This is a genomic window from uncultured Brachyspira sp. (genome assembly GCF_910588665.1).
Classification (GTDB): Bacteria; Spirochaetota; Brachyspiria; order Brachyspirales; family Brachyspiraceae; genus Brachyspira.
Genome location: NZ_CAJUPR010000002.1, coordinates 20138 through 43469, shown reverse-complemented (window position 1 = coordinate 43469; position 23332 = coordinate 20138). Strand labels below are relative to the sequence as shown.

General features: G+C 27.9%; 16 protein-coding genes, 1 rRNA gene and 1 pseudogene. 6 read left to right on the top strand and 12 right to left on the bottom strand.

The window, feature by feature from the left end; all coding sequences use genetic code 11:
• The first annotated feature begins 5 nt into the window (after positions 1–5).
• Positions 6–2276: a hypothetical protein gene (locus tag QZ306_RS01520; protein WP_295160097.1), complete on the top strand. Its 2271-nt coding sequence runs from the start codon at positions 6–8 to the stop codon at positions 2274–2276.
• A gap of 142 nt (positions 2277–2418) precedes the next feature.
• Positions 2419–3003, top strand: coding sequence for a hypothetical protein (locus QZ306_RS01515; protein ID WP_295160094.1), 585 nt, complete (start codon positions 2419–2421; stop codon positions 3001–3003).
• Here QZ306_RS01515 and QZ306_RS01510 read toward each other — a convergent pair whose 3' ends face one another.
• The 4 genes from QZ306_RS01510 to QZ306_RS01495 all read right to left on the bottom strand — a co-directional run bounded on the left by QZ306_RS01510 (position 3004) and on the right by QZ306_RS01495 (position 7823).
• Entirely contained in the window at positions 3004–4449 is a 1446-nt protein-coding gene (locus tag QZ306_RS01510) for an HD domain-containing protein (protein ID WP_295160091.1), read from the bottom strand.
• A gap of 182 nt (positions 4450–4631) precedes the next feature.
• The gene (locus QZ306_RS01505; protein ID WP_295160088.1) at positions 4632–5021 is read right to left on the bottom strand and encodes a YkgJ family cysteine cluster protein; all 390 of its coding nucleotides are present in this window, start codon (positions 5019–5021) and stop codon (positions 4632–4634) included.
• A gap of 8 nt (positions 5022–5029) precedes the next feature.
• Positions 5030–7078, bottom strand: coding sequence for a hypothetical protein (locus QZ306_RS01500; RefSeq protein WP_295160085.1), 2049 nt, complete (start codon positions 7076–7078; stop codon positions 5030–5032).
• A gap of 4 nt (positions 7079–7082) precedes the next feature.
• Complete coding sequence (locus QZ306_RS01495) at positions 7083–7823, bottom strand: hypothetical protein (RefSeq protein WP_295160083.1); 741 nt, start codon at positions 7821–7823, stop codon at positions 7083–7085.
• 627 nt (positions 7824–8450) lie between these two features.
• Here QZ306_RS01495 and QZ306_RS01490 point away from each other — a divergent pair.
• The 4 genes from QZ306_RS01490 to prmC all read left to right on the top strand — a co-directional run bounded on the left by QZ306_RS01490 (position 8451) and on the right by prmC (position 14600).
• Positions 8451–9965: ribosomal RNA gene (locus tag QZ306_RS01490) — 16S ribosomal RNA — on the top strand.
• A gap of 546 nt (positions 9966–10511) precedes the next feature.
• Positions 10512–11744 (top strand): DUF262 domain-containing protein, encoded by a 1233-nt coding sequence (locus tag QZ306_RS01485; protein ID WP_295160081.1) that lies wholly within the window; start codon positions 10512–10514, stop codon positions 11742–11744.
• A gap of 32 nt (positions 11745–11776) precedes the next feature.
• The gene (locus tag QZ306_RS01480) at positions 11777–13738 is read left to right on the top strand and encodes a DUF262 domain-containing protein (RefSeq protein WP_295160079.1); all 1962 of its coding nucleotides are present in this window, start codon (positions 11777–11779) and stop codon (positions 13736–13738) included.
• Entirely contained in the window at positions 13728–14600 is an 873-nt protein-coding gene (gene prmC, locus QZ306_RS01475) for a peptide chain release factor N(5)-glutamine methyltransferase (RefSeq protein ID WP_295160076.1), read from the top strand. Before QZ306_RS01480 ends, prmC begins: the two co-directional genes overlap by 11 nt.
• A 39-nt stretch (positions 14601–14639) precedes the next feature.
• On the opposite strand, the gene QZ306_RS01470 is transcribed toward prmC, so the two are convergent.
• From QZ306_RS01470 to QZ306_RS01430, 8 genes and pseudogenes are all read right to left on the bottom strand, one after another.
• Positions 14640–15404, bottom strand: a complete 765-nt coding sequence (locus QZ306_RS01470; protein ID WP_295160074.1) for an HAD-IIB family hydrolase — start codon at positions 15402–15404, stop codon at positions 14640–14642.
• 57 nt (positions 15405–15461) lie between these two features.
• Positions 15462–15878 carry a secondary thiamine-phosphate synthase enzyme YjbQ gene (locus QZ306_RS01465; protein WP_295160072.1) on the bottom strand — a complete coding sequence of 139 codons (417 nt, stop codon included), beginning with the start codon at positions 15876–15878 and terminating at the stop codon, positions 15462–15464.
• Positions 15879–15999: 121 nt separating this feature from the next.
• Entirely contained in the window at positions 16000–18411 is a 2412-nt protein-coding gene (locus QZ306_RS01460) for a TIGR03960 family B12-binding radical SAM protein (protein WP_295160070.1), read from the bottom strand.
• Between the two features lie 75 nt (positions 18412–18486).
• Positions 18487–18957, bottom strand: a complete 471-nt coding sequence (locus QZ306_RS01455; RefSeq protein ID WP_295160067.1) for a hypothetical protein — start codon at positions 18955–18957, stop codon at positions 18487–18489.
• Between the two features lie 121 nt (positions 18958–19078).
• Complete coding sequence (locus QZ306_RS01450) at positions 19079–19849, bottom strand: hypothetical protein (RefSeq protein WP_295160065.1); 771 nt, start codon at positions 19847–19849, stop codon at positions 19079–19081.
• Positions 19850–19904: 55 nt separating this feature from the next.
• Positions 19905–20710 (bottom strand): annotated as a pseudogene (locus QZ306_RS10640) (HinfI family type II restriction enzyme).
• 33 nt (positions 20711–20743) lie between these two features.
• A complete protein-coding gene (locus QZ306_RS01435; RefSeq protein ID WP_295160059.1) occupies positions 20744–21784 on the bottom strand; it encodes a site-specific DNA-methyltransferase in 1041 nt (346 codons plus the stop codon).
• A gap of 144 nt (positions 21785–21928) precedes the next feature.
• Positions 21929–23110 carry an AGE family epimerase/isomerase gene (locus QZ306_RS01430; protein ID WP_295160057.1) on the bottom strand — a complete coding sequence of 394 codons (1182 nt, stop codon included), beginning with the start codon at positions 23108–23110 and terminating at the stop codon, positions 21929–21931.
• Positions 23111–23332: the final 222 nt, after the last annotated feature.

The window sequence follows — 23332 nt, the reverse complement described above, 5'->3', positions numbered from 1 at the left end:
ATATTATGAAAAGAAGTATAATAGCCACCACCATATTACTGCTTATATCTATATCATTAGTCGCTCTTACTTTTGGTATAGGCGAAAGAATGACTATAGTCGGAAGTCTTGAAGATACGGATTATCTTTTTAATGAATCTGAAAAAAATCATAGAATAGATATGTATAATCCTGATTCTCTTTCTTTAGTTGCCGCTAAGCCTATATATGATTATGATTTGTCGGTTGATTTAGATGATATTTATACAGAAGAGGAAATAAGCGCCGATTCCGATATACAATATTTTAATCAGAATATGCTTCTTAGCGATGATGAATTAAGCAGCGAAATGCCTAATCCGAATGTGCTTCCTGCTATGGTATTTAATGCAAATACTACAGATAGAACTGCAGATAAGCTAAGCGAAGCTGTTGATTTAGCTGTAAGGAATTCCAGAAATAGAGAAGCTCCCAGAGTAGCAATAGATTTGTCAAAAATATCGGTGTTCAGATATGAACCTGTAGTTATTAACGCTTCTGTATATACGGAAGATATTGTAAAAAATATTAGTATTTATGTAAGATATAAAAGAGATAAGACGGTAATAAAAAATATAGATGAAAAATATACCATTAATGTATTTAAAGTTCAGAATTTAGAGTATAAAGGTACTTATCTTCATCCTTTCGGAGGAGTTTTAGGAGAATATCAGGCGGTTGTATTAGTTCAGACTAAAAACGGTATTTACGGCTATACTAAAGATTTTACAGTAAAAGGAAAGCAGTCTCCTCCTGCCAAAGAAACTAAAAAGATAGCTACTTTGGAATATGCTGTAGATTTAACTACTAAAAAAATTCCTAGCGTGGAAACAGGAGAGCCTTCTACTTATGACGCTATATATGATTGGATCAGATATATGAAATGCGATATGTTCTGGGCTATAGGCGGACAGACTACAGGCTGGACAGGCGGAATTACTCCCGAAGAACCTTGGGCTAAGGATATGATTAAAAATATAGAAAATCTTGCCTCAAGCAAAGCGAAAGGAAATGTAGAGCTTGGTGCTTATGTTATGAGTTATTTTGCAGCAGGAGGCGGTGCTAGAAAAGGCGGTTATGAAGTTTCTATAGGGTATAATTCTGCTACTCAAAGCCTTGTAGAGAGCAGGCATATATCTTTGGCGGATAGTAAAAGAGTGCGTGATATTATAGATATATTAAAAAGATACGATGCCAATCCTAATATATCATGTATCGGTCTTGATTTTATAAGAACAGGGGAAGTTGATGGATATGAAATGGTTGATGAAATGGTGGAGCTTACAGGTGTTTATGTTCCCGCTAATTGGTCTACTATGAGTAAAGCCGCCCGTATGCGCTGGCTTGCCGTAAACAGAGGAAGAAAAGAAATAGGTATGAAATGGAGATGGTTCAGAGCTCATAAAGAAGCTTTGATAATAAAAGAAATAAAAGATTCAGGAATAAGAAAAAAATTATGGGCATTTACTTTGGGCTGGAATCATGGTCAGGAGCATGGGCAGGATCCTTATATGTTTTTTGATGCAGGCATAGATTATGATGCTGTTATGATATATGAAGCCAGCCGTCCTCAGCATGTCAGTATGCTTTCAGCTTGGCCCCAGTACTTATCAGGCGAATACAATGTGCTAGTTGGAAATATGATAGATAACAGACTTCAGGACGGAAGCTTAAGACCAGAACTTGAGTATATGAGAAGAGTATATGAATCGGAGGCTAAGTTTAACAGAAGCAGCAGAATAAGGGGTGTATTTTTTCATGATATATCCAGAATGTTATGGTCTAAATTCAGAGGTTCAGGAAACAATATAAGAGAATGGGCTAATATTAATGCCTCTATAGTGTCAAGAATAGAAGAAAAATATTCTGAAAATCCGTTTAATGTTTCTGTTAAATTAGATGAAAGAAACAGAACAGGAGTTCTTACAATAGTTAATAGAACTTCAAAAAAGCAGAATAATGTTACTATTAAAACTGATCTGTCTCAGGCTCTGTCTGCAATAGTGCTTGACAGAGAAACTCTAGATATAGATGCTGGAGAAGCTGCTGAGATAGGCTTCAGATATGCTTATGGAAGAAGCAGATATTCTTCGCTTATTTCTTTTAGAGTTGCCTCTTCTTTAGGGGAGGAGAATGTTGCTGTAGCTTATACTTTGCTTAATTCTTTAAGGGCTAAGCCTAAGCAGGAGGAGACGCCCGCTTTAGTTAAAGACGATGAAGATAAAAAATCGGAAGATGAAAAAATAAAAGATAATTAAATATTTAAGAGGGGATTAAATCTCCTCTTTTTTATATGCATATATAATTTACTGATTGGCTTAAAAAATATTTCCTGATATTTAATTTTAAAATTTAAATTCCGTATTTATTAATAATAAATAACTTATAAGGAAAATTAAAATGAATAGATATATATTATTAATTTCATTTTTTATACTATTAAGCGCATCTTTTTTATATTCGGACGAATTAAAGAGAGGATTCTTTTTTACTGAGAAGGATAAATTAACTTCTAAAATAAATATATATACATCTTGGAAAGAAACATATAAATATTTAAGAGATAATAGATTCAGATTTTATAAAAGAGCGGGAAAAACTTTAACATTGGAATTCAGATATAGATATCCTAACCCATTATTTGTAAATATCGGCACTCCTATAATATTTACATTTGAAGACGGAAGTACAGCTCAATTAACAAATATACAGAAGGTAATTTATAATAAATATTTAATGGGAGATATCAATTATTATGATGTGGAAGTAAGATATAAATTTAATCAGGATAATGAATTTAACAGTTTTGCAGATAAATCCATATCAAATATAAGATTTAATTTTGTAAATCAATTCGGTGAAAACGATTATGAAGATATAGGCATATCCGCATTATATACAAGTAATTGGAAAGAAATATTCAGCTCTTTCAGAAATGCAATGGAAAAATTAGAAGAACTTCAGTATAATAATACTAATAATTGATTATGTTAGTTTGCATGACATTAAATCCTGTTCTATTGAATTGCTTAAAAACTCTACAAACACATCATATAATATAGGATCAAGCTTAATATGTTTTTCTATAAAATCTTCTTTCATAATATTCAGAGCTTTTTCAGGAGTGAATGTTTTTCCGCCCTTGTATTTTCTTGCAGGATCTATTAAAGCATCATATACATCTATAATTTCAAGCATTTTAGCAGGAAAATAAGCAAAAGCCTCGCATTCGTCTATGGCTTTAGCATCATAAGTTATAATTCTTTGTATTTTAAAATCGGGGTGTTTTTTTAATTTTAATTTATACAGATTTTCATAAGGACCGTAGCCCAATCCGTAGTATTCATGATGCAAAGCTACAGTTAATATAACTTCAAGTGGATATTCCGAAGTCTGACTTACTAAAGCATAGCTGTTAAATAAATGATTCTTTATTCTTTCATAATCTCTTCCATTTGCGCCTTCAAAATAATCTAAATCTTTTACCTTACCTATATCATGAAGCAAAGCGCCTACAGAATAAAGCTTCATATCTCTTTCTTCTATTATCTTAATTCCTTTATCAATACAGTCTTCTAATGTTAATAAGCTTTTACATATACTGCTTTTATTAAATACGGTTTCTATCTGTTCATAGAATTTTTTATATTTATTTGTATATGATGTTCTTATTTTATGTACTAAATGTCTTCTGTTTATCAAATTATTATAAAATACCATAAAATTAACATAAGATATAAATACTCTGTTGGAATGAGCCATTATTCCGCCGTCCGAGTAATGATTAAGTTCATCAAATACCTTCTGTGTTTCGGTATTGGCGGAGAGCATATCTACTATTGTTGTAACAATATTTTTTGTAGTTTCTGTAATTTCCTGATTTTCTATTTTAGCATGTTCCTGAGTGATTTCTTCGCCTTTAATTTTTTGTATGCTTTCAAACATTGTAACTTTTGCTATAAGTCCTACATCATTTCCTACATTAACTATTTGCTGAGCTGTGTTTTTGCTTATTCCATTTTCTCTATCTATTTGTATATTCTGTAATTCTTTATTATAGGCTTCTATTGTATTAACTTTTTCTTTATATGTCATTTTAGAGATTTCGGATATTCTTTTACCCATCTCTTTTTCTGATTCTTTCGGGGTTCTGAATACATAATGAGATGAATCATCTTCTGTACCAGAGGTTTGAGTTATTGATTTGAATTCTTCTATAAATATTGAGAAGTTTTTAGGAGTATATATTTTTAAATTGCTGTATTTTTCATTATCTATTATTAAGCTAAGCTGTTCTGTTGGAAATGCAATAAGTTTTTTTTCTTTATCTAATCTAAATAACGGTATATTATGCATAACTAATTGGTCTTTTATATATTTAAGCTCTTTAGCAGTTAGAATTTCATATTTTGATGTTAAATCATTATTCATTATCAGTATTTCCAAAAATAAAAAATTTGTTCAATTATATAATATTTTTTTAAAAAATGAAATAAGAAAAATTATAATTTTTAAATATTGTTAAGATTAAATTATAAAAATTGCGAGCTTCTGGCATTCGCAAGAATGACAGAAACTTTAAGCGAACAATTTTTATTAGCAATAATAAGAAATTATAATTTTTTTAATTTAACCCCATGACAGTTTCTATTAAACTTGTCTGCTATTAAATTTCCGTTTTTATCGGTATACTCATTCCAGTACGGATAGGTGGAGCACTGATTTGGTTTTTCTATGTTAATCCCGCATTTATTATTTTTATCTAGAAAAGTGCAGGGCTTATCGCTTGCTACTTTTATATGATATCCGTAGCCTTCTTCATAATCTAAATATTGATTTATAAAAATTAGCGGAGATATTTCTAACAATTTTGACGCTCTTTTTATATCATCGTCTGTAAAAAATACATATCCTTTTTCTTTGCAGCATACGCCGCATAATGTACATGAAAATATTAATATAGAGTTTTTATTTTTTCTATTTGATTTTACTGATTTTTTCATAATTATATTTATTTTAATATGGAATCTGCCTGAGATTTTATTGAATTTGCAAGATTTTCCTTTCCTATTTTTAAATATATTTCTGCCACTTTTATATAGTCATTATATAAAGCTTTTTTTTCATCGCTGCTCATATCTTCCAATTTTTTTTTTTCTGCTTTAGGAATTTTTATATCCATATTAAAAACTATATTATCTGGATTATTTATTATATTTTCATTTAATACAGCTATGGAAGGCCATCTTTTTCCGTCCCCAAGTTCTGAAGTTGCTATTGATGATAATGTATCTGTCCATTTTGTTTTATAAATATCCGTGTTATTATTTTGTATTGTTTCGAATGCCGATGTGCTGGTGCTTAATGTATTATTAGTCTGAGGTCTCACTGCATTGGTATTGACTGTATTGTTAGTCTGAGGACTCGCCGCATTGATATTGACTATATTATTAGTCTGAGGTCTTACTGTATTAGTACTAACTGTATTAGTAGCTTGAGGTATTATTATAGTATTGCTGCTGTTATTTGTAATATTATTTGATGTTAAACTATTGGTATCTGATAAATAGTTATCAGCAGGGTTTTCATTTGTAACTATTTCATAAAATCCATCATCAGCTTCGTTATTTTTTCCTGAAAAGAATTGAATTGCTAAAAATGATAAACCCAATATTATGATTATAATGGCTATTATAGGCACAATTTTATTAGATTTTTTATTATTTTCTATAGAATGATTTGGAGCAATATACGGTTCTGCAGGTTTTTTTTCTATTTCAGGTAAGTAATGGGTTTTTAATTTATCTTGAGTTTCTATTATTTTTATATCTTTGTCTTTTAATTCCTGTATTTTCTGATTATCCTCATAATAATGAGGCTTAGAATAATTTTGATAATTTTCTATAGAAGTGTCTTCATGTATTAAGGGAGCGTCTTTTATGGCATTATCTATTTCTTCCTGATTAAATTTGTACTTTTGAATATGATCATCATTATTTGGTATAATAACGGTTCTTTTAAAAATATCGCTTTTGCTGTATATGGCTTTTTCTTCAGTAGTTTCTTCTTTAAGATCTGATTTCTCTTCTGTAATATGTTCTTCTGTAATGCTATCAGTCTCTTCTTCTATAAAATTTTCTTCAGTTTTTTCTATATACAGATTTTCTTCCGATATATCGTTTTTTTCTTTCTGAATATTATTTTCTTCAATGTACTCAATGTTTTCTTCATTTTCCCTATTTTCTTCAATAATTGATTCAGTATTTATATTATTATCTTCTTTATTATTAAAGTCCGTATTAGGAGCAACATTATTTTCTGTTTTAAGTTCTTCTTTAATATCATTTTCTTTAAATGTTTCAAAAGAATATACTGAGGTATTCTCATCGCTTACTATTGCTGAAGAAATAGGAGCATCTGTATTATTTTCATCTTTTATATATTCTGCCGCATCATTGTTCAATACAGAAATATCATCTTTTTTTTCATCTGCTTTATTATTTGAATCATTAACAGGAGTGCTTTTTGCATTAATATCATTTAGATTATTATCATCTGCCACAGCTATGCGTTTTTTTACCGTTACAGGTTTTGATACATTTTTGGACTTAGCTTTTATAGCCTCTTTAAGAAGCGTTATAGATTCTCTTTCGGTTTTATTTTCGTTTCTTTCAGTTTTAATAGATTCTATTTTTCTGATAGGACTTGAAGTTTTTAAAACTATATTTCTGCCGTCTGTTTTTTTAATAGAATTTTCTTTTTTTTCATCTTTAAGAGACTTCATCTCTGTTTTTTCTTCCAATATTTTTATATCAGAGTTTTTTTTATTAGTATCTGATTTTTCTGCAGTTTTTTTAATGGAATCTTCTTTTTTATCTGCCTTAGCAGAAGTTTTTTTGTTAGTATCTGCGGTTTTCTTTCTTACTGTTTTTTTTACAGTATCTTCTTTTTTATCTGCCTTAGCAGAAGTTTTTTTGTTAGTATCTGCGGTTTTTTTTCTTACTGTTTTTTTTACAGTATCTTCTTTTTTATCCGTTGTATTGTTTTTTTTTGTTGCCATAATTTTACTCTGTCATATTTTGTTTTCTATTTATTAATATATTTTTTATAATATTCATTGTGTTATCATCAAATATATTTTCTGTTATATTTCCTTTTTTCAATGAATCTATTAGATATTTATTTAAATTTATATCATTATTTAATTTTTTTTCTTTGGCTATATAAATATAATTGCACATAGACAAAATTATTCTAAGCTTATTTCCGTCTGAAGCATATTTATCTATTAACTTCTGAGGTTCATCTATACCCAAACAGCTTAAATTATAACAAACCTTAAAGAAAAGCTTATTGGTAACCTGCTTAACCTGAGTATCTTTTTTATTTTTTTTATTTATAGTATAAAGCACAGAAAAAACTCTCGTTTCAAAACGGCATACAGCTGAATAAAATTTTTCCTGATGCGGCATAAGATAATGATGGCTTTTTGCCTTAGATTCTACTCTGGTTATAAATCCTTTTTCCTCAAGCACATCCAACGATTTTACTATTGTGGCATTTCCTCCTATACCTGCTTCATTAAGTATCTGAGAATGAGTTGTTTTAGCGATTCCCAATTCATAATCATAATTAGCTACCAATGTTCTGTATACCTCTTTGGCTGAAGAAGGCAGTTTTTTCCAAATATTATTTTCCGTGACGGACTTAGGAATAAAAGAACATATTGAGGCTATTGATAAAAAAGTATCTTTATCTATTGTTTTCAATTGCGCTTTATTTATTATATCTAATATATTTTCCAAAATTAAGCTCCGATATTATAGACTTATATAATATATCTAAATGAATATAAAATCAAGCAATTAAAAAATTATATGTTTTAATTGAGTCTTTATTTATATATTTTATCGGTTTAGTTTTTATTAATTTTATTTTTATATATATTTAAATAAATATTCTTTGATTTTTTAATTCAGCCGTATAATTTTACTTGAATTTATCAAAAAAAGCTTAAAAAATCTGTATAAATTTGATTATATTATATCAATGAGCTTTGTTTTTTATAATAAAAATATATATATAATTATAATTAGGATAAAATATGTATTGTATGTTTTACAATACTGTATTTTTAATAAAAAACATATAAAAAATATATAAAACTCTTTTAGAGAGTATTGAGTTTTTTTATTTTGTATGCTATGATAATAAAACAGTTGATGAGAAACAAAAATAAAATATCAGCTGGAATAAAAGTTCTTTGAAATATGGATAGCAGAAGCAATTTAAGAAAAAACACAACTGGTGTAATGAACTTTAATTAGTTCTATGACCCAACGGTTACAATTTTGTAACATTTCTTTTAAGTTAAGTAAATCACTATTTGATAGAATAGTAAAACTAAAGAATCATTTCAGATTCACGAAGTGAGTATGGAGAGTTTGATTCTGGCTCAGAGCGAACGTTGGCGATGCGTCTTAAGCATGCAAGTCGAGCGGGCTTATTTGGGCAACTGAATAAGCTAGCGGCGAACTGGTGAGTAACACGTAGGTAATCTGCCGTAGAGTGGGGGATAACCCATGGAAACATGGACTAATACCGCATATACTCTTGCTGCATAAGCAGAATAGAGGAAAGGAGTAATCCGCTTTACGATGAGCCTGCGGCCTATTAGCCTGTTGGTGGGGTAACTGCCTACCAAAGCTACGATAGGTAGCCGACCTGAGAGGGTGACCGGCCACATTGGGACTGAGATACGGCCCAGACTCCTACGGGAGGCAGCAGCTGAGAATCTTCCACAATGGACGAAAGTCTGATGGAGCGACATCGCGTGAGGGATGAAGGCCTTCGGGTTGTAAACCTCGGAAATTATCGAAGAATGAGTGACAGTAGATAATGTAAGCCTCGGCTAACTACGTGCCAGCAGCCGCGGTAATACGTAGGAGGCAAACGTTGCTCGGATTTACTGGGCGTAAAGGGTGAGTAGGCGGATTTATAAGTCTAAGGTGAAAGACCGAAGCTCAACTTCGGGAACGCCTCGGATACTGTAAGTCTTGGATATTGTAGGGGATGATGGAATTCTCGGTGTAGCGGTGGAATGCGCAGATATCGAGAGGAACACCTATAGCGAAGGCAGTCATCTGGGCATTTATCGACGCTGAATCACGAAAGCTAGGGGAGCAAACAGGCTTAGATACCCTGGTAGTCCTAGCCGTAAACGTTGTACACTAGGTGCTTCTATTTAAATAGGAGTGCCGTAGCTAACGTCTTAAGTGTACCGCCTGAGGAGTATGCCCGCAAGGGTGAAACTCAAAGAAATTGACGGGTCCCCGCACAAGTGGTGGAGCATGTGGTTTAATTCGATGATACGCGAAAAACCTTACCTGGGTTTGAATTGTAAGATGAATGATTTAGAGATAAGTCAGACCGCAAGGACATTTTACATAGGTGCTGCATGGCTGTCGTCAGCTCGTGTCGTGAGATGTTGGGTTAAGTCCCGCAACGAGCGCAACCCTCACCCTTTGTTGCTACCGAGTAATGTCGGGCACTCTTAGGGGACTGCCTACGTTCAAGTAGGAGGAAGGTGGGGATGATGTCAAGTCCTCATGGCCCTTATGTCCAGGGCTACACACGTGCTACAATGGCAAGTACAAAGAGATGCAAGACCGCGAGGTGGAGCGAAACTCAAAAAAGTTGCCTCAGTTCGGATTGGAGTCTGAAACTCGACTCCATGAAGTTGGAATCACTAGTAATCGTAGATCAGAACGCTACGGTGAATACGTTCCCGGGGATTGTACACACCGCCCGTCACGCCATCGGAGTTGGTTTTACCTGAAGTCGTTAGCCTAACCGCAAGGGGGGCGGCGCCGAAGGTGGGACTGATGATGAGGGTGAAGTCGTAACAAGGCAGCCGTACCGGAAGGTGTGGCTGGATCACCTCCTTTATTCGGAGATTGTCCGACTTAAATCTTACTGCTATTCATATTTGAGTGAATTTTTCTATAATAGTTATATTTGTTATTTATATTTAATAAACTAGTCTAAAACGGCTAGTTTTTTTGTGTCTTTTATTTCACTATATATCTTGAATTATTATATAAACTTGTTATACTTTAAAAATATTATCATTTTCAAAGGGAATTTATATGTATCAGGATTTTAATAAAACTAATTTACAGAATTTACTGAATGTACTTAAAAGAAGAATATTAGCTCATTCTGATAACCTTATGACTGTTTGTATGTAATTTAATGAAAATGCTATAGCTGAAACTCATTCTCATAATGAACATGAAGAAATTACTTATATTATAGATGGAGAATTTACAGTTAATGGAGAAAAGTATTTAGCAAAGCAGGAGATAGTTTGCATTTCGCTAAAAATATGAGTCATGGCTGTAAGTGTATTAAGAAAGGCAAATTATTATATACTTTCACACCTAAAAGAGAAGATTTTTTGAATAATTAATTTATATCATAAGGGTTGTATTATGTCGATAATTGAAAAAGAATTAGAATTGTTGCCTTTAGGAAGTATTTTAGAAAAAAAATTAGTTATACCAGAATATCAAAGACCTTATAAATGGAAAGAAGAAACTATTTTAAAGCTTCTTAATGATATAAAAAATAATAAGAATAAAAATGAATATAGAATTGGTACTTTAATTTTACATAAAGAAAAAGAAGAATATAATATAGTAGATGGTCAGCAAAGATTAGTAAGTATTTCTATTATACGTGATATTTTAGAAAAAATTAATGATAAAAAAGAAAGTGTAGCAAATGCTATTTTAGATTCTTGCTTCAATGATATTTCTAAAAATAATATTATAAAAAATTATCAACATATAAAAAATTACATTTATGAAGAAGATAAAGATCTGTTAAAATTTATCTTGGATAATTGTAAAATGGTGGTAATTGTAGTTGATAAGTTGGAAGAGGCTTTTCAATTATTTGATTCTCAGAATTCAAGAGGTAAACCACTTGAGGCTTTTGATTTATTAAAGGCATACCATCTTAATGAATGGACTAAGTCTTCATCAAATGATGATTATAATAATATAAATGGTATCGTAAAAAAATGGGAAAAATTAATTGATGATAATAAATTGGGAGAATTATTTGACGTATTATATAGAATGAAAAAATGGACTATTAAAGATAATGCAAATGTCAAGTTTAGTAAAGATGATATACCCTTATTTAAGGGTATTAATAAAAATAAAAATTATCCATATATTAATAGCAGCATAGTTAATAATTATTATGATATAAATAGACCTATTATAAATGGGGAATATTTTTTCTATATGTTGGAATATTATAATGATTTGTATGATATTGTAGAAGGTAGAATAAAAAATGCCCCTCATATTAATTATTATAAGAGTGATAGAACAGGTGATATATTGGTTAAATCATTATATAAAGCAGCATTAATAGCTTTTATTAATAAGTTTGGAATTAATAGTTTAAATGATAATTTAAATATTAAAATATATGCCTATGCTTATAGGATAAGATTGGAGGAATATAGGGTTTCATATAAAACTATTAATAATTCTATAAATAATTATTTTTATTATATTTATAATTTTTGCTATGAACCTAATGATATATTAAAACTAGGTATAATGAATCAAAAAATAGAAGTGGATGAGAAAAGAAAAATAGTTGAAATTATTGACTATATAAAAAATACCATACCTGTTTTTTTGTAAAGATAAAGAAATTAAATAATTTGGGTATAAAAATGTCTAGTGAAGAATTAAAGACTTATACATTATACGAAATATTTGATAATGATGACCGCTATAGAATACCTATATATCAAAGAAATTTTGCTTGGGGTGAAAAAGAGATATTAGAATTATTATTAGATATTTATAATCAATATAAAAATGATAAAGAATCTAATTATTATATAGGTTCATTGATTGTTGCTCATAAAGAAAATGATAATATCTACGATGTTATAGATGGTCAGCAAAGGTTAACAGTTATAAGTTTAATTTATATTTATTTGATAGAAAAATCTCTTTTGACAAATGAATTAATAACTAAAGATATTACAATTTATTTTGAAATTAGAGATGAAATAAATGAATATCTGAAAAAGAAGTTAGGAAAAGAAGAAATAAATGAAGCATATGTAACAGAAGAAAATGGCTTGCAGTCGTTTGAATATGCTTTTAATGTTATAAATAATTTTTTTAATGAAAATTTCAAAGAAAATGAAGACATCAAAAAAGAATATACTGATTTTTTATTTGATAAAGTACAAATTATAAGAATAATACTTCCTAAGGATACTGATTTAATAGAATATTTTGAGATAATGAATACAAGAGGTGAGCAATTAGAATTACATGATATATTAAAAGCTAGATTATTAAGTTTTATTGAAGATAAAAAAGAACGTGAAAAATATTCTAATAAATGGGATATATGTTCAAATTTTAATATGTATGTTCAGTATGCATTAAATAATATAAAAAATAAAAATTATGATGACGGAGATAGATTAAAAAATATTTTTGAAAAAATGGAAAATGAAAAATGTAAAATTGATGAGAGTATTACTGATAATATAAATAAAGAAAATAGACATAGTCAATTTGAATCTATTATAGATTTTCCTAATTTTTTATTACACTCAATTTATTTGTTTGACTTTGAAAAAAATAACAAAAAAGAATATGTTCCTGATTCATTTAATGATAAATTTTTATTAAAAATATTTGATAAATATATAGAAAAAAATATGAAAAGAGAAGAAGAGAATTCTACATTTTCAAAAGAGTTTATAGAAAGCTTATTAGAATATAGAAAGATATTTGATAATTATATAATAAAAAAAGATAATTCTGAAGAGGCTTTTTCAGATCAATATAGATTAAGATCATATAAAAAAAATGAATCTATAGATAAGGAAGGAAAAGTAACATATAATCATAATTATATTTGTACAATAACAAACAATGAAGAAGAATATAAAAATATTGATAATATTAAAAAAATAAATGATTTTATTATACATTTGCAGACTATATTAGAAATTTTAACTCCAGCAAAACATAATAAAACTTGGCTATATAAATTATTAAAATCTTTAATATCTAATAATAATCAAAAAATAGTAATGTTAATCAATTTAACAAATACTTTATGGAATGTTTTTAGAGAAGATATTTATAGTTTAGATTTTAAGAATTTATCTCTTGGTACAGCTACTCCTCATAGACTTTTTTATTATATTGATTTTTTAATATTATTAGAGTTTAAATTAAATCCAAATGATTTTAAAAATAATTACTTTAAAAATGATGAAAAGAAATTTAAGGATTTTGAGAAAATAGCAGATGATTTTAAATTTGCTTCTGTTGGTTCTATTGAACATATATATTCACAAAAACAGGCTGAAAATATAGTATTAGACAATGATATTTTGCATAGTATAGGTAATTTGTGTTTGATATCTTCATCACAAAATACTTTACTAGGAAAATGGGATTATAATAATAAAAGAGTAGAATGGGAAAAATTTAAAAGAAAATATAGCTTAAAACAGGCTCTAGTTTTTTGTAAATATGATAAATGGGGAGAAGATGATATTAAAAATCATCAGGAAGAAATAATTAGTTTATTAGAAAAATATAAAGATAAAGATGATCTATATAGTATAATAACAGAGAATAAAAAAAATGAATATTAATCAAGTAATAATTAATTACGCTAAAAAATTAGAAAAAATTAATAATGATTATAAAGTGTCTTATATTGAGGCACAAACTATTATAATGCATGCTTTAAATTTTACAAAAAATCAATTAATATCCGAAGGTTTAAAAGAATTAAATAATTATGAGATAGAAAGAATTGAGAAACTTATTAATAGAAGATTAAATTATGATCCTTTGGCATATATTATAAATAAAAAAGAGTTTTACGGCTTTGATTTTTATGTTGATAATAATGTGCTTATACCAAGACCGGAAACCGAAGAGATTATTGATTTAGTATTAGATTATACAAAAGATAAAAATAATATTTCAATATGCGATATAGGGTCTGGAAGCGGAAATATAGCCTTAACATTAAAAAAATTATTTTTAGAGCAGAATAAAAACATTGATATTACAGCTATTGAAATCAGCAATGGAGCTTTTCAGGTTATAAATAAAAATGCTTTAAATATATTAGGAAATGAAAAAATTATAAATATAATAAATGCTGATGCTTTAATTTTTTCACCCGAAAATAAATTTGATATAATAGTTTCAAATGCTCCTTATGTGCCTTTAAGAGATAAAAATTCCCTTCAAAAAGATTTGGAGTTTGAGCCTCAAAATGCATTATATTCGGGAGAAGACGGACTTGATTTTTATAAGAGTTTTTTAAGTATCATAGAAAAATATTTAAAGGATAATGGAGCTTTCTTTTTTGAAATAGGCTATGATCAGGGAGAGGCTTTAATTAATATATGCAATTTTCTTGATATAAAAAATGTATCAGTAAAAAAAGATTTAAGCGGAAAAGACAGATTTCTTGTATGCGGTAATTTTCAGTATGCATAAAAATCTAATGCATACTGTTTCAGTATTTAAGTAAATATGCTATAATTCTTTATAAATGACATCTGAAATAAAATTAAAATATTTATTTGTTATGGATTTTATTTTTTGATTGGCGTTAATCTGCACATAACCTTCATATTTTTTTATCATCTCTATATCATTATTAGAATCTCCCGCAGTTATTATCTTTTCTATATTTTGATTATCATTTTTTAATAACTGATATATAAAGTTTACTCCGTTAGATTTATTAACAGAGTTTTTAACTATATCAACAGTTCTTATATTAGGGTATGCTATGACATCTTTAAATCTTTCATTAATTATATTTGCTGCTTTTTCAGTCTGCTCAGCATTAGGAGTCATTTTATTTATTTGTATAATATTTGATATTGTTTCTATTTCTTTAATATTTATTTTTTTATCCACTTTGAAGGGAAGCATATCCTTGCCGTTTTTAGATATTACAGATATTATATTGTCATCATTTGCTATTTCTATTGTTCCTTCAAAATTTTCGTATAGAAAATTAATAACATTATATGCCGTTTTATCTTCAATATCATCTCTGAAAATTATTTCTTTTTTATTATTAAAAATTAAAGCTCCGTTATTTGCTATTAAATAATCAAACTCTAAATTATATTTTTCAATATGTTCAAATATAGAAAATTTATTTCTGCCCGTTGCAATAATAAATATATTTCCCGAATCTCTCCATTTTTTCACTGCATCAAATACGCTTCCGTCAATTTTTTCATTAATATATATAGTCATATCATAATCGCTGAAAAACAATTTCATAACAACTCTCTTATTTATTAAATTCAATTAAAATATTTTATTATGCATTTTAATTTTTTATTCTCCTATAATTTTTATTAAAACCCTTTTTAATCTTTTGCCGTCATATTCTCCGTAAAATATCTGCTCCCAAGTGCCGAAGTCTAATTTTCCTTCCGTAACCGCTACAACAACTTCTCTTCCCATTAATTGTCTTTTCATATGGGCATCTGCATTATCTTCATAGCCGTTATGCTTATACTGACTATGAGGTTTTTCAGGAGCTAATTTTTCAAGCCATACTTCAAAGTCATTATGAAGTCCGCTTTCATCATCATTTATAAATACGCTTGCCGTTATATTCATAGCATTGCATAAAATGAAACCCTCTTTAATTCCGCTTTCATTTAGACATTTTTGTACTTCCTGAGTTATATTAATATAACCTCTTCTTTTCGGATAATTTATCTCTAAAACTTTTCTATAAGATTTCATAATATTTCTCCTAAATTAATTTTATTATAATATTTCACTATGATATAATAAAATATTAAGCTTTACAAGTTTTTATTTATGGAATTTTATATTGTTTATTTTTATAAAGTAAAAAGTATTATTATACAAGGTCTAATTTTCTAATATTTATTATATTTATATTATTTTTTGATAAATAGCTTTTTATATCTCTTATTCTTACAGCTTTTTCTTTGCTTTCCAAGAGAGTTATCAATAAACTTTTTTCATTATTTACGATAATATAATCTCCTTTTCTCTCTTCGCTTATTTTCATTTTATCTTTATACGATAATACATCAAAAGCCTTTTTATCATCGCTTGTAATAATTCTGTAAACTGTATTTTTTGGAAGAAGCCTGATATTTTTAGTATTTGCAGGTACTGAAACGGAACTTATTATTTCAATTCCTATATGATTAAGTAAATTATTAATTTTATTTTTTAATAATTCCGTATCTATTAAATCAGTTAAGCTTACTTCCATATATTCCGTCTCGCTTTCGCATGCAAACGGAGTAGGAGGTGTAAATGCAACTTTTTCAAGAGGGTGAAATCCTCTGCTTAATGATATGCCGGCTCCTGCAATTTTTAAAGCACAAATCATTATGCGTGACAGATCATGCATACCTAATAATGATGATATGCCTTCTTTTTTGAATTTTATAAATATTTTATGGTTTACGGCAAATATATCTCTTTTATTTAAACTTTTTAATTCTTCCGACATTTTATTAAAGTTGCAGTTTAAGATTTCTTTTTTGTATTTACTGCAGTATTTTTTATAATCAATACCGCAGTTCTGACATTTTCCTGTAAAGCAGTAATCAGTAAATTTACCTTTTTGAAATCTTTCATATTCCCTGTCAAAAAACTCATGGCTTACAAGAGTATCTATGCATTTCCAAGGCATATTTGTTTTTCTGCTTAATAATTCTTTTACAGTGTATCCGCTTTCTTCTATAACTTCCTTCCAAATATCATATTTGAAATGCTCAGCCCAAGCATCAAATCTTGCACCTTTTTTATAGGATTTATAAATTATATCGCATATTTTTTCATCGCCTCTGGATATTATACCTTCAATTTCTGCCATTCTTGGAGGATGGTATTTTATTAATACTTTAGTGCCTTTAAAATGATCTTTGATTTTTCCTATATAATAAATAGCCTCTTCATCTGTAAGCTGATTATTATTTTCAAGAGGAGTATGCGGTTTTGGTATAAATACATTAATTGCTGCATTAATTCTTATTTTATTTTTTGAAGCGGCTAACATTTTTTCAAGCGCATATATTATTTCTTCGGCTTCTTTATCTGTATTATCTGTAAAGCCAATCATAAAATAAATCTTTACTATTTTCCAGCCCATTTTCTGAACATCTGCAAGTATTTTATATATGGCGTCTTCATCCATTGATTTATTAATTTTTTCTCTTAATTCATGGCTTCCTACCTCAAGCGCAAATGTTAATCCAGTCTTTCTGAACTGAGCTATTCTTTCTGCGGCTTCCTTATCAAATGAGTCTATTCTAAGTGAAGGAAGAGATAATGAAAAACCTTTATGCTCTCCTAATGTCTGAAGATATTCTATCAAATCTGAAATATGAGGATAATCATCTGCAGAAAGCGAAAATAAATTAATGGTATTTGCCCCCGAAGCATTTAATGATTCAAGTGCTATTTCAGTAATTTTTTCTATAGTACGGTTTCTTACAGGACGGTAGGTAATTCCAGCTAAACAGAATCTGCAGCTATGAGTGCATCCTCTGGATATTTCAACGGATATTCTGTTTTGTATGCCTTCCACAATAGGAACCAAAGGTTTTTTTACATAAGGCATATTATTAATATTTTCAACAAATATTCTTTTTACATTATTTTTCGGGTATTTAGGAACATAAGCATATTCTAATTTTGAAAGTTCTTTTAATATATCATCTTTTTTTGCCCCCTTTTTTTTGAGATTATAAATTATATCAACAAATCTTTTTATCTCATAATCAAACTCGCCGAACAAAAATACATCTATAAAAGCGGTTAAAGGAAATGGATTAAATACACTAGGACCTCCTGCAGCTATTATAGGCATATCTTCAAATCTGTCATCTCTGTATATCGGTATACGGCTTAATTCTAATATTTGAAGTATATTTGTATATATAAGTTCGTACTGCAAAGTAAATCCTAAAATATCTGCATCTTTTACCCTGCTGAAAGTCTCTAAAGTATAAAGCGGTATATTTTTTTCTCTTAAAAGCTTTTCAAAGTCTTCCGCAACGGCATATACCCTTTCACAAGATGCATATTCTATAGAGTTTATAACCTCATAAAGTATTGAAAGTCCCAAATTGCTTATAGCTATTTCGTACATATCTGCAAAAGCCATTATGAATTTAAAAGGCATATTTGGTTTAATTACAGCATTTATTTCTCCTCCCAAATATCTTGTAGGCTTTATTATATCTCTGCTCTTTACAAGCTCAAGTATTTCATTTTTTAAGTTTCCGCTCATTATTAAATATTATCCTGTATTATTTGTGAATATTTATTATACAGCAAAGTCTGCTATAATACAAATATAATATTTCTAATCGTTAAAACCTACTCTTATGCTTATTTCATTCTCATTTAACTGACTTTTTAATTCCTTTCTTTTAATTTTTTTATTATTACGGTTTTTTATCATATCTGAAAATACTATAATTGCTCTTTCGCTTGGCGGATTATATTTATGCATTATTTTTTCTGTTTCGCATCTGTTGCCTTCTTTATCAATTTTTACTTCTTTTGTAATTTCTCTGCTGTAATATCCTATCGCCTTTTTTATTAATGCATTTTCTATTTTTATTTCTGCATCTTTAAAATATTCTTTTCTTGCTTTTATAATTTTTTTTATCAGGTTTTTTTTATATTTACGGCTTGATTTATTAATATAGTTTTTTAAGTCATTGCAGTCTATACTTAATTTTCTGCTTATAATTTCAAATGTGGGATTTTCTTTTTTTATAAGTTCGTATATTTTATCTTCCGTTTTTTTACTGTATTTATTTGATTTCATATATTTATTTATCCTTAAATTTTTTAATAATTTACAATATAAAATAATCAAAAAATATAAGAAAAAATAAATAACTGTTTTAATATGATAATTATATATAAAAAATACAATTGCGTATTTTTTATTCTTTTTCGTCATACTGCATATTGCTGAAATAATCTCTATTTAGAAAAAATAATGCTGTAATAATTTTAAAATATGTGTCAAATATGTATAATACTATCATAGAAATAAAATATGATAATAAATCCTCTCTGTTATTTAGAGAAGAAGGAAAAAATGTAATTGAAAAAACATTTTGAAACAGAAAAATAAATCCTAGTATGAATAAAGTTTTAAAAAATTTAGGCTTTGAAAGATAAAATGAATATTTTAAAGCATTTATACCCCAAGTATGCCTTAACACGCATATATTTTTACTGAATACAAATAATATTATCAAAGCTATTCCCGGAACTATAAAAAATGTAAATCCTAAAAATACCAGTATGGAATAAATTAAAGATGTAAATAATGCAGAAGGCAGAAAATTAAAGCTTTTTACAATAGCCCAAGAGGCTGTTTTTTTGCTTCCGTAAATTAATCTTTCTACTAACAAAGAGACTGATAAAACGGAAATAATATCCAAAAACCAAGAAAGAAATATATTTATATAAAACCCTATGTCGGCATCATATTTAAACCATTTAATTAATTCTTCGGCATTTTTTATTTGAGAAGGATCGAATATTTTTATAGGAAAATATATTCCAGTTAATATTAAAGGCATGCAGCATATTAATGATATTATCAGAAAATTAATAAAATTAGATTTAAATAATGAAAAAGAAATAGTGAATAAATCCAAAGTTTCCAATTCTCTTTTTTCTAATTCTTTTCTAAGCGTTGCCATAAAATTCCTTAAAATAAAATATCTTTTTTATTATCGTATATATTTAAATTAATTATTATTTTATTTCCATAACTTTTTTATATAATTTATCAAACATTTTTATAACATCAGTACTTTCAGAAAGATTTTGTAAATAGTTATCTACATCATCATACTTTATTGATAAAAATTCATCAAAAAATTTTTTGCCTCTTTTTATGTTTGAAGTTTCAGGTATGTAAATATTTCCTTTCATTCTTTTATTATTAAAAAAGAATAGTATAGGTACAATTTCCTCTGTTTTAAACTCATTGGAGAGGTATGCGAAAGTCTTTATAAATTTTCTATTAATATCAATAAATTTCCCAGTATCATGGTCATCATTATATTTTATTTCTAAATAATATATAATATTACTTCCTTATCTTCAAAAAGTAAATCTATATCATGTTTAAATGAATTAACAATATTATCTTTATTATTTTTTATGTCATTTAATATTTCTTTTTTCAAATTATTAAACAACTTTTCTAATTGCTCATTAGTATTTATAGCAGTTTGGCAGTTAGTTATGTAATTATCTATTCTAGTTTCATTAGATTTAGAAATCATAAAATTATTGCTTTTTTTACCGCTGTATTTATCTATAATTCTATATCTGTCATCATTAGATATAATTATTTTCATAAGCTCCTCAATAAAATTTCCGAATTGTATATTCATACTTTGAAGTAATCCGCCAAAGATTCTATATTTTCTTGGTATGAAATGTATTTTAACATTATGTTTTTTGTTTAATTTACTTATTTTATTATTAGAAGCAGATTTTTTTATAATATTATATACAGCTTGGTTTATAATATCTTTTATATTACTATTCATTATTATACCCAATATAAATATATCTTAATTTATCTATAGGTATAAATTTACATTGTAATATGTATAAAAATAATTCCAACCGTTATATTTAGATAAATTCTGCAGTTTTGCGCTCATTTGATGTATAGAAAATATTCCAAGTCCGTTTTCAACATTCCCGTCTTCATTTAATTTACATACTTCCTCTCCTTTTTCAGTATATAAAATTTGATTAGGCTTTAAATATCCTTTTTTAATAAGATTTTTTATAGGTACTTTAGGAGGCTTAACTTCATAATTAAGATTAATCAAATCAGTAAGTTCCGTTTCCGTATTTTTTATACGCTCTTCAGCATATAAAATATATTTGCTTTCTCTTTCTATTCCTATATAGTTTCTTGAAAGTCTTTTAGCAACGGCTCCCGTAGTACCCGTTCCGAAAAAAGGATCCAAAACTATATCGTCAGGTTTTGAAGAGGATAGAATAACTTTAAATAAAAGTTTTTCAGGTTTTTGAGTTGAATGTACTTTATTTCCGTATTTATCTTTTAATCTTTCTCTGCCTGTACAAAGAGCTATATTCCATACGCTTTTATCCTGTTTATCATTATTCAGATGCTTCATAGTTTTATAATTAAAAGTGTATTTAGTATTTTTATTTTTTCCGCACCAAAGCAGAGTTTCATGTGCATTACAGAATCTGGTTCCACCGAAATTAGGTACGGGATTTGATTTACTCCATATTATATCATTTAATATCCAAAATCCTAAATCCTGCATTATTTTGCCTATACGGAATATATTCTGAAATGAGCCTATAACCCAAATACTTCCTGTAATTTTTAATATTCTCTGACATTCTTTTAACCAATTTACAGAAAAATTATCATAATCTTCAAAACCGTTAAATTTATCCCATTCATCATCAACGCCGTTAAACTTCCCGCCGTTTGTTCTTAAGAGCTCGCCTTCCGTCTGCATATAATAAGGAGGATCTGCAAATATCAAATCTATGCTGTTATCAGGTATTTTTTTTAATTCTTCTAATGCATCGCCTTTTATAATAGTATTTTTTATATCATCAATAATATACATTAAATAAAAACCTTAAAATAATAGATTTTATTTTAACCTATAGCTTATAAAATTACAAATTTATTTATAATATAAAACTTATAATAAAAAGACCGCACTTTTAATAAAAAATACGGTCTCAACTAAACATAATATTTCAAATATTTATTTAGAGTTAATGGCATCTATTATATCTGCGCATTTCATGTACATTCTAGGTATATGGAAAGGTCCTTTATACATATTTCCTTTTAAGTCTGTAGATATTCTTCCATCTCTATGAAGGTATCCGAACCATTCGCCGTATTTTACATCTATAAATTTTTTAGTATATTCTTTTACAGCATCATGTTTTTCTAAATATTTATTATCTTTTGTGAAATAGTAGCAGTATAAAGATGCTATAGCAGCCTCAGTCTGTGGCCACCAGAATTTCATATCATGATGATATTCGCTTTTAGGCTTTCCCAGAACATCCATATACTGAATAATGCCGCCGTATTCCTTATCCCAGCCCCATTCCCACATCCAATCAAATATTTTAAGTCCTATAGCTTTTAAGTTTTCATCATGATTTCTTTCTATAGATTCTCTTAATATAAACCAAGATGCTTCAAGGGCATGACCAGGATTTAATAGTCTTCCTTCAAAAGTGTCCTGCAGACTTCCGTCAGGATTGCATTGCTCTAATACGGCTTTTTTATCCTCATATAAAAACAGATTCATATCTGAAATAAGATTATCTATATATTTATTGTAATAGTCTTTATTATCTGGGTCGGCTTTTCTTAATTCCTGAACTGTGGCAAGCATTATCATAGGAGGTCCGAAAGCTATAGCCGGTCTGTTTTTCTGATTTATTTTAGGAATTAAAAGTCCTTCTCTTTTATATCTGTCTATATTGTTTAGTATATCTGCTGCTTTTTTTATATAGCTTTTATCTCCGCTTGCTCTTGAATATGCCGCCATAGCTATAATACAAAATGTTTCCGAGTAGTAGTATCTTAATCTTTTTATGATAGGCTTTCCGTCTTCTGTTACTCTGAAAAACATTCTGCCGTCGCCTTCATTGTCAAAACAGTATTTCTCTAAAAAGTCTATTCCAGATTTTGCAGCATCTAGATACTGCTGATTTTTTTCAAAGTCGGCATAAAGCGTAGATAATACCCAAGCAAATCTTCCTTGAAACCATACGGATTTATCGCTGTCTATAAGTTTGCCTTCCCTGTCTAAAGCGGTATAGTATCCGCTATGCTTTTTATCAAGTCCGTTATTAAGCCAAAATGGTATGATATTATCCTTCAACATGTGAAGATATTCATTTTTTACTTCGTTTAAATTACTCATATAAAAATTCCTTAAAGTCAAAATCAGATTTTTATTAAATAATATTAACAGATTGATATTATAAAATCAATTCCTAATATCATAATATTTCATTGATCATTAATGCATATATCATATAATTTTAAATATTAAATGGTGTATTGATTTTTTTAATCAAAAATCTAAATTTTATACCGTACAATAACAAAGATAATATTAAAAATAAAAGTCATCAAAATAAAA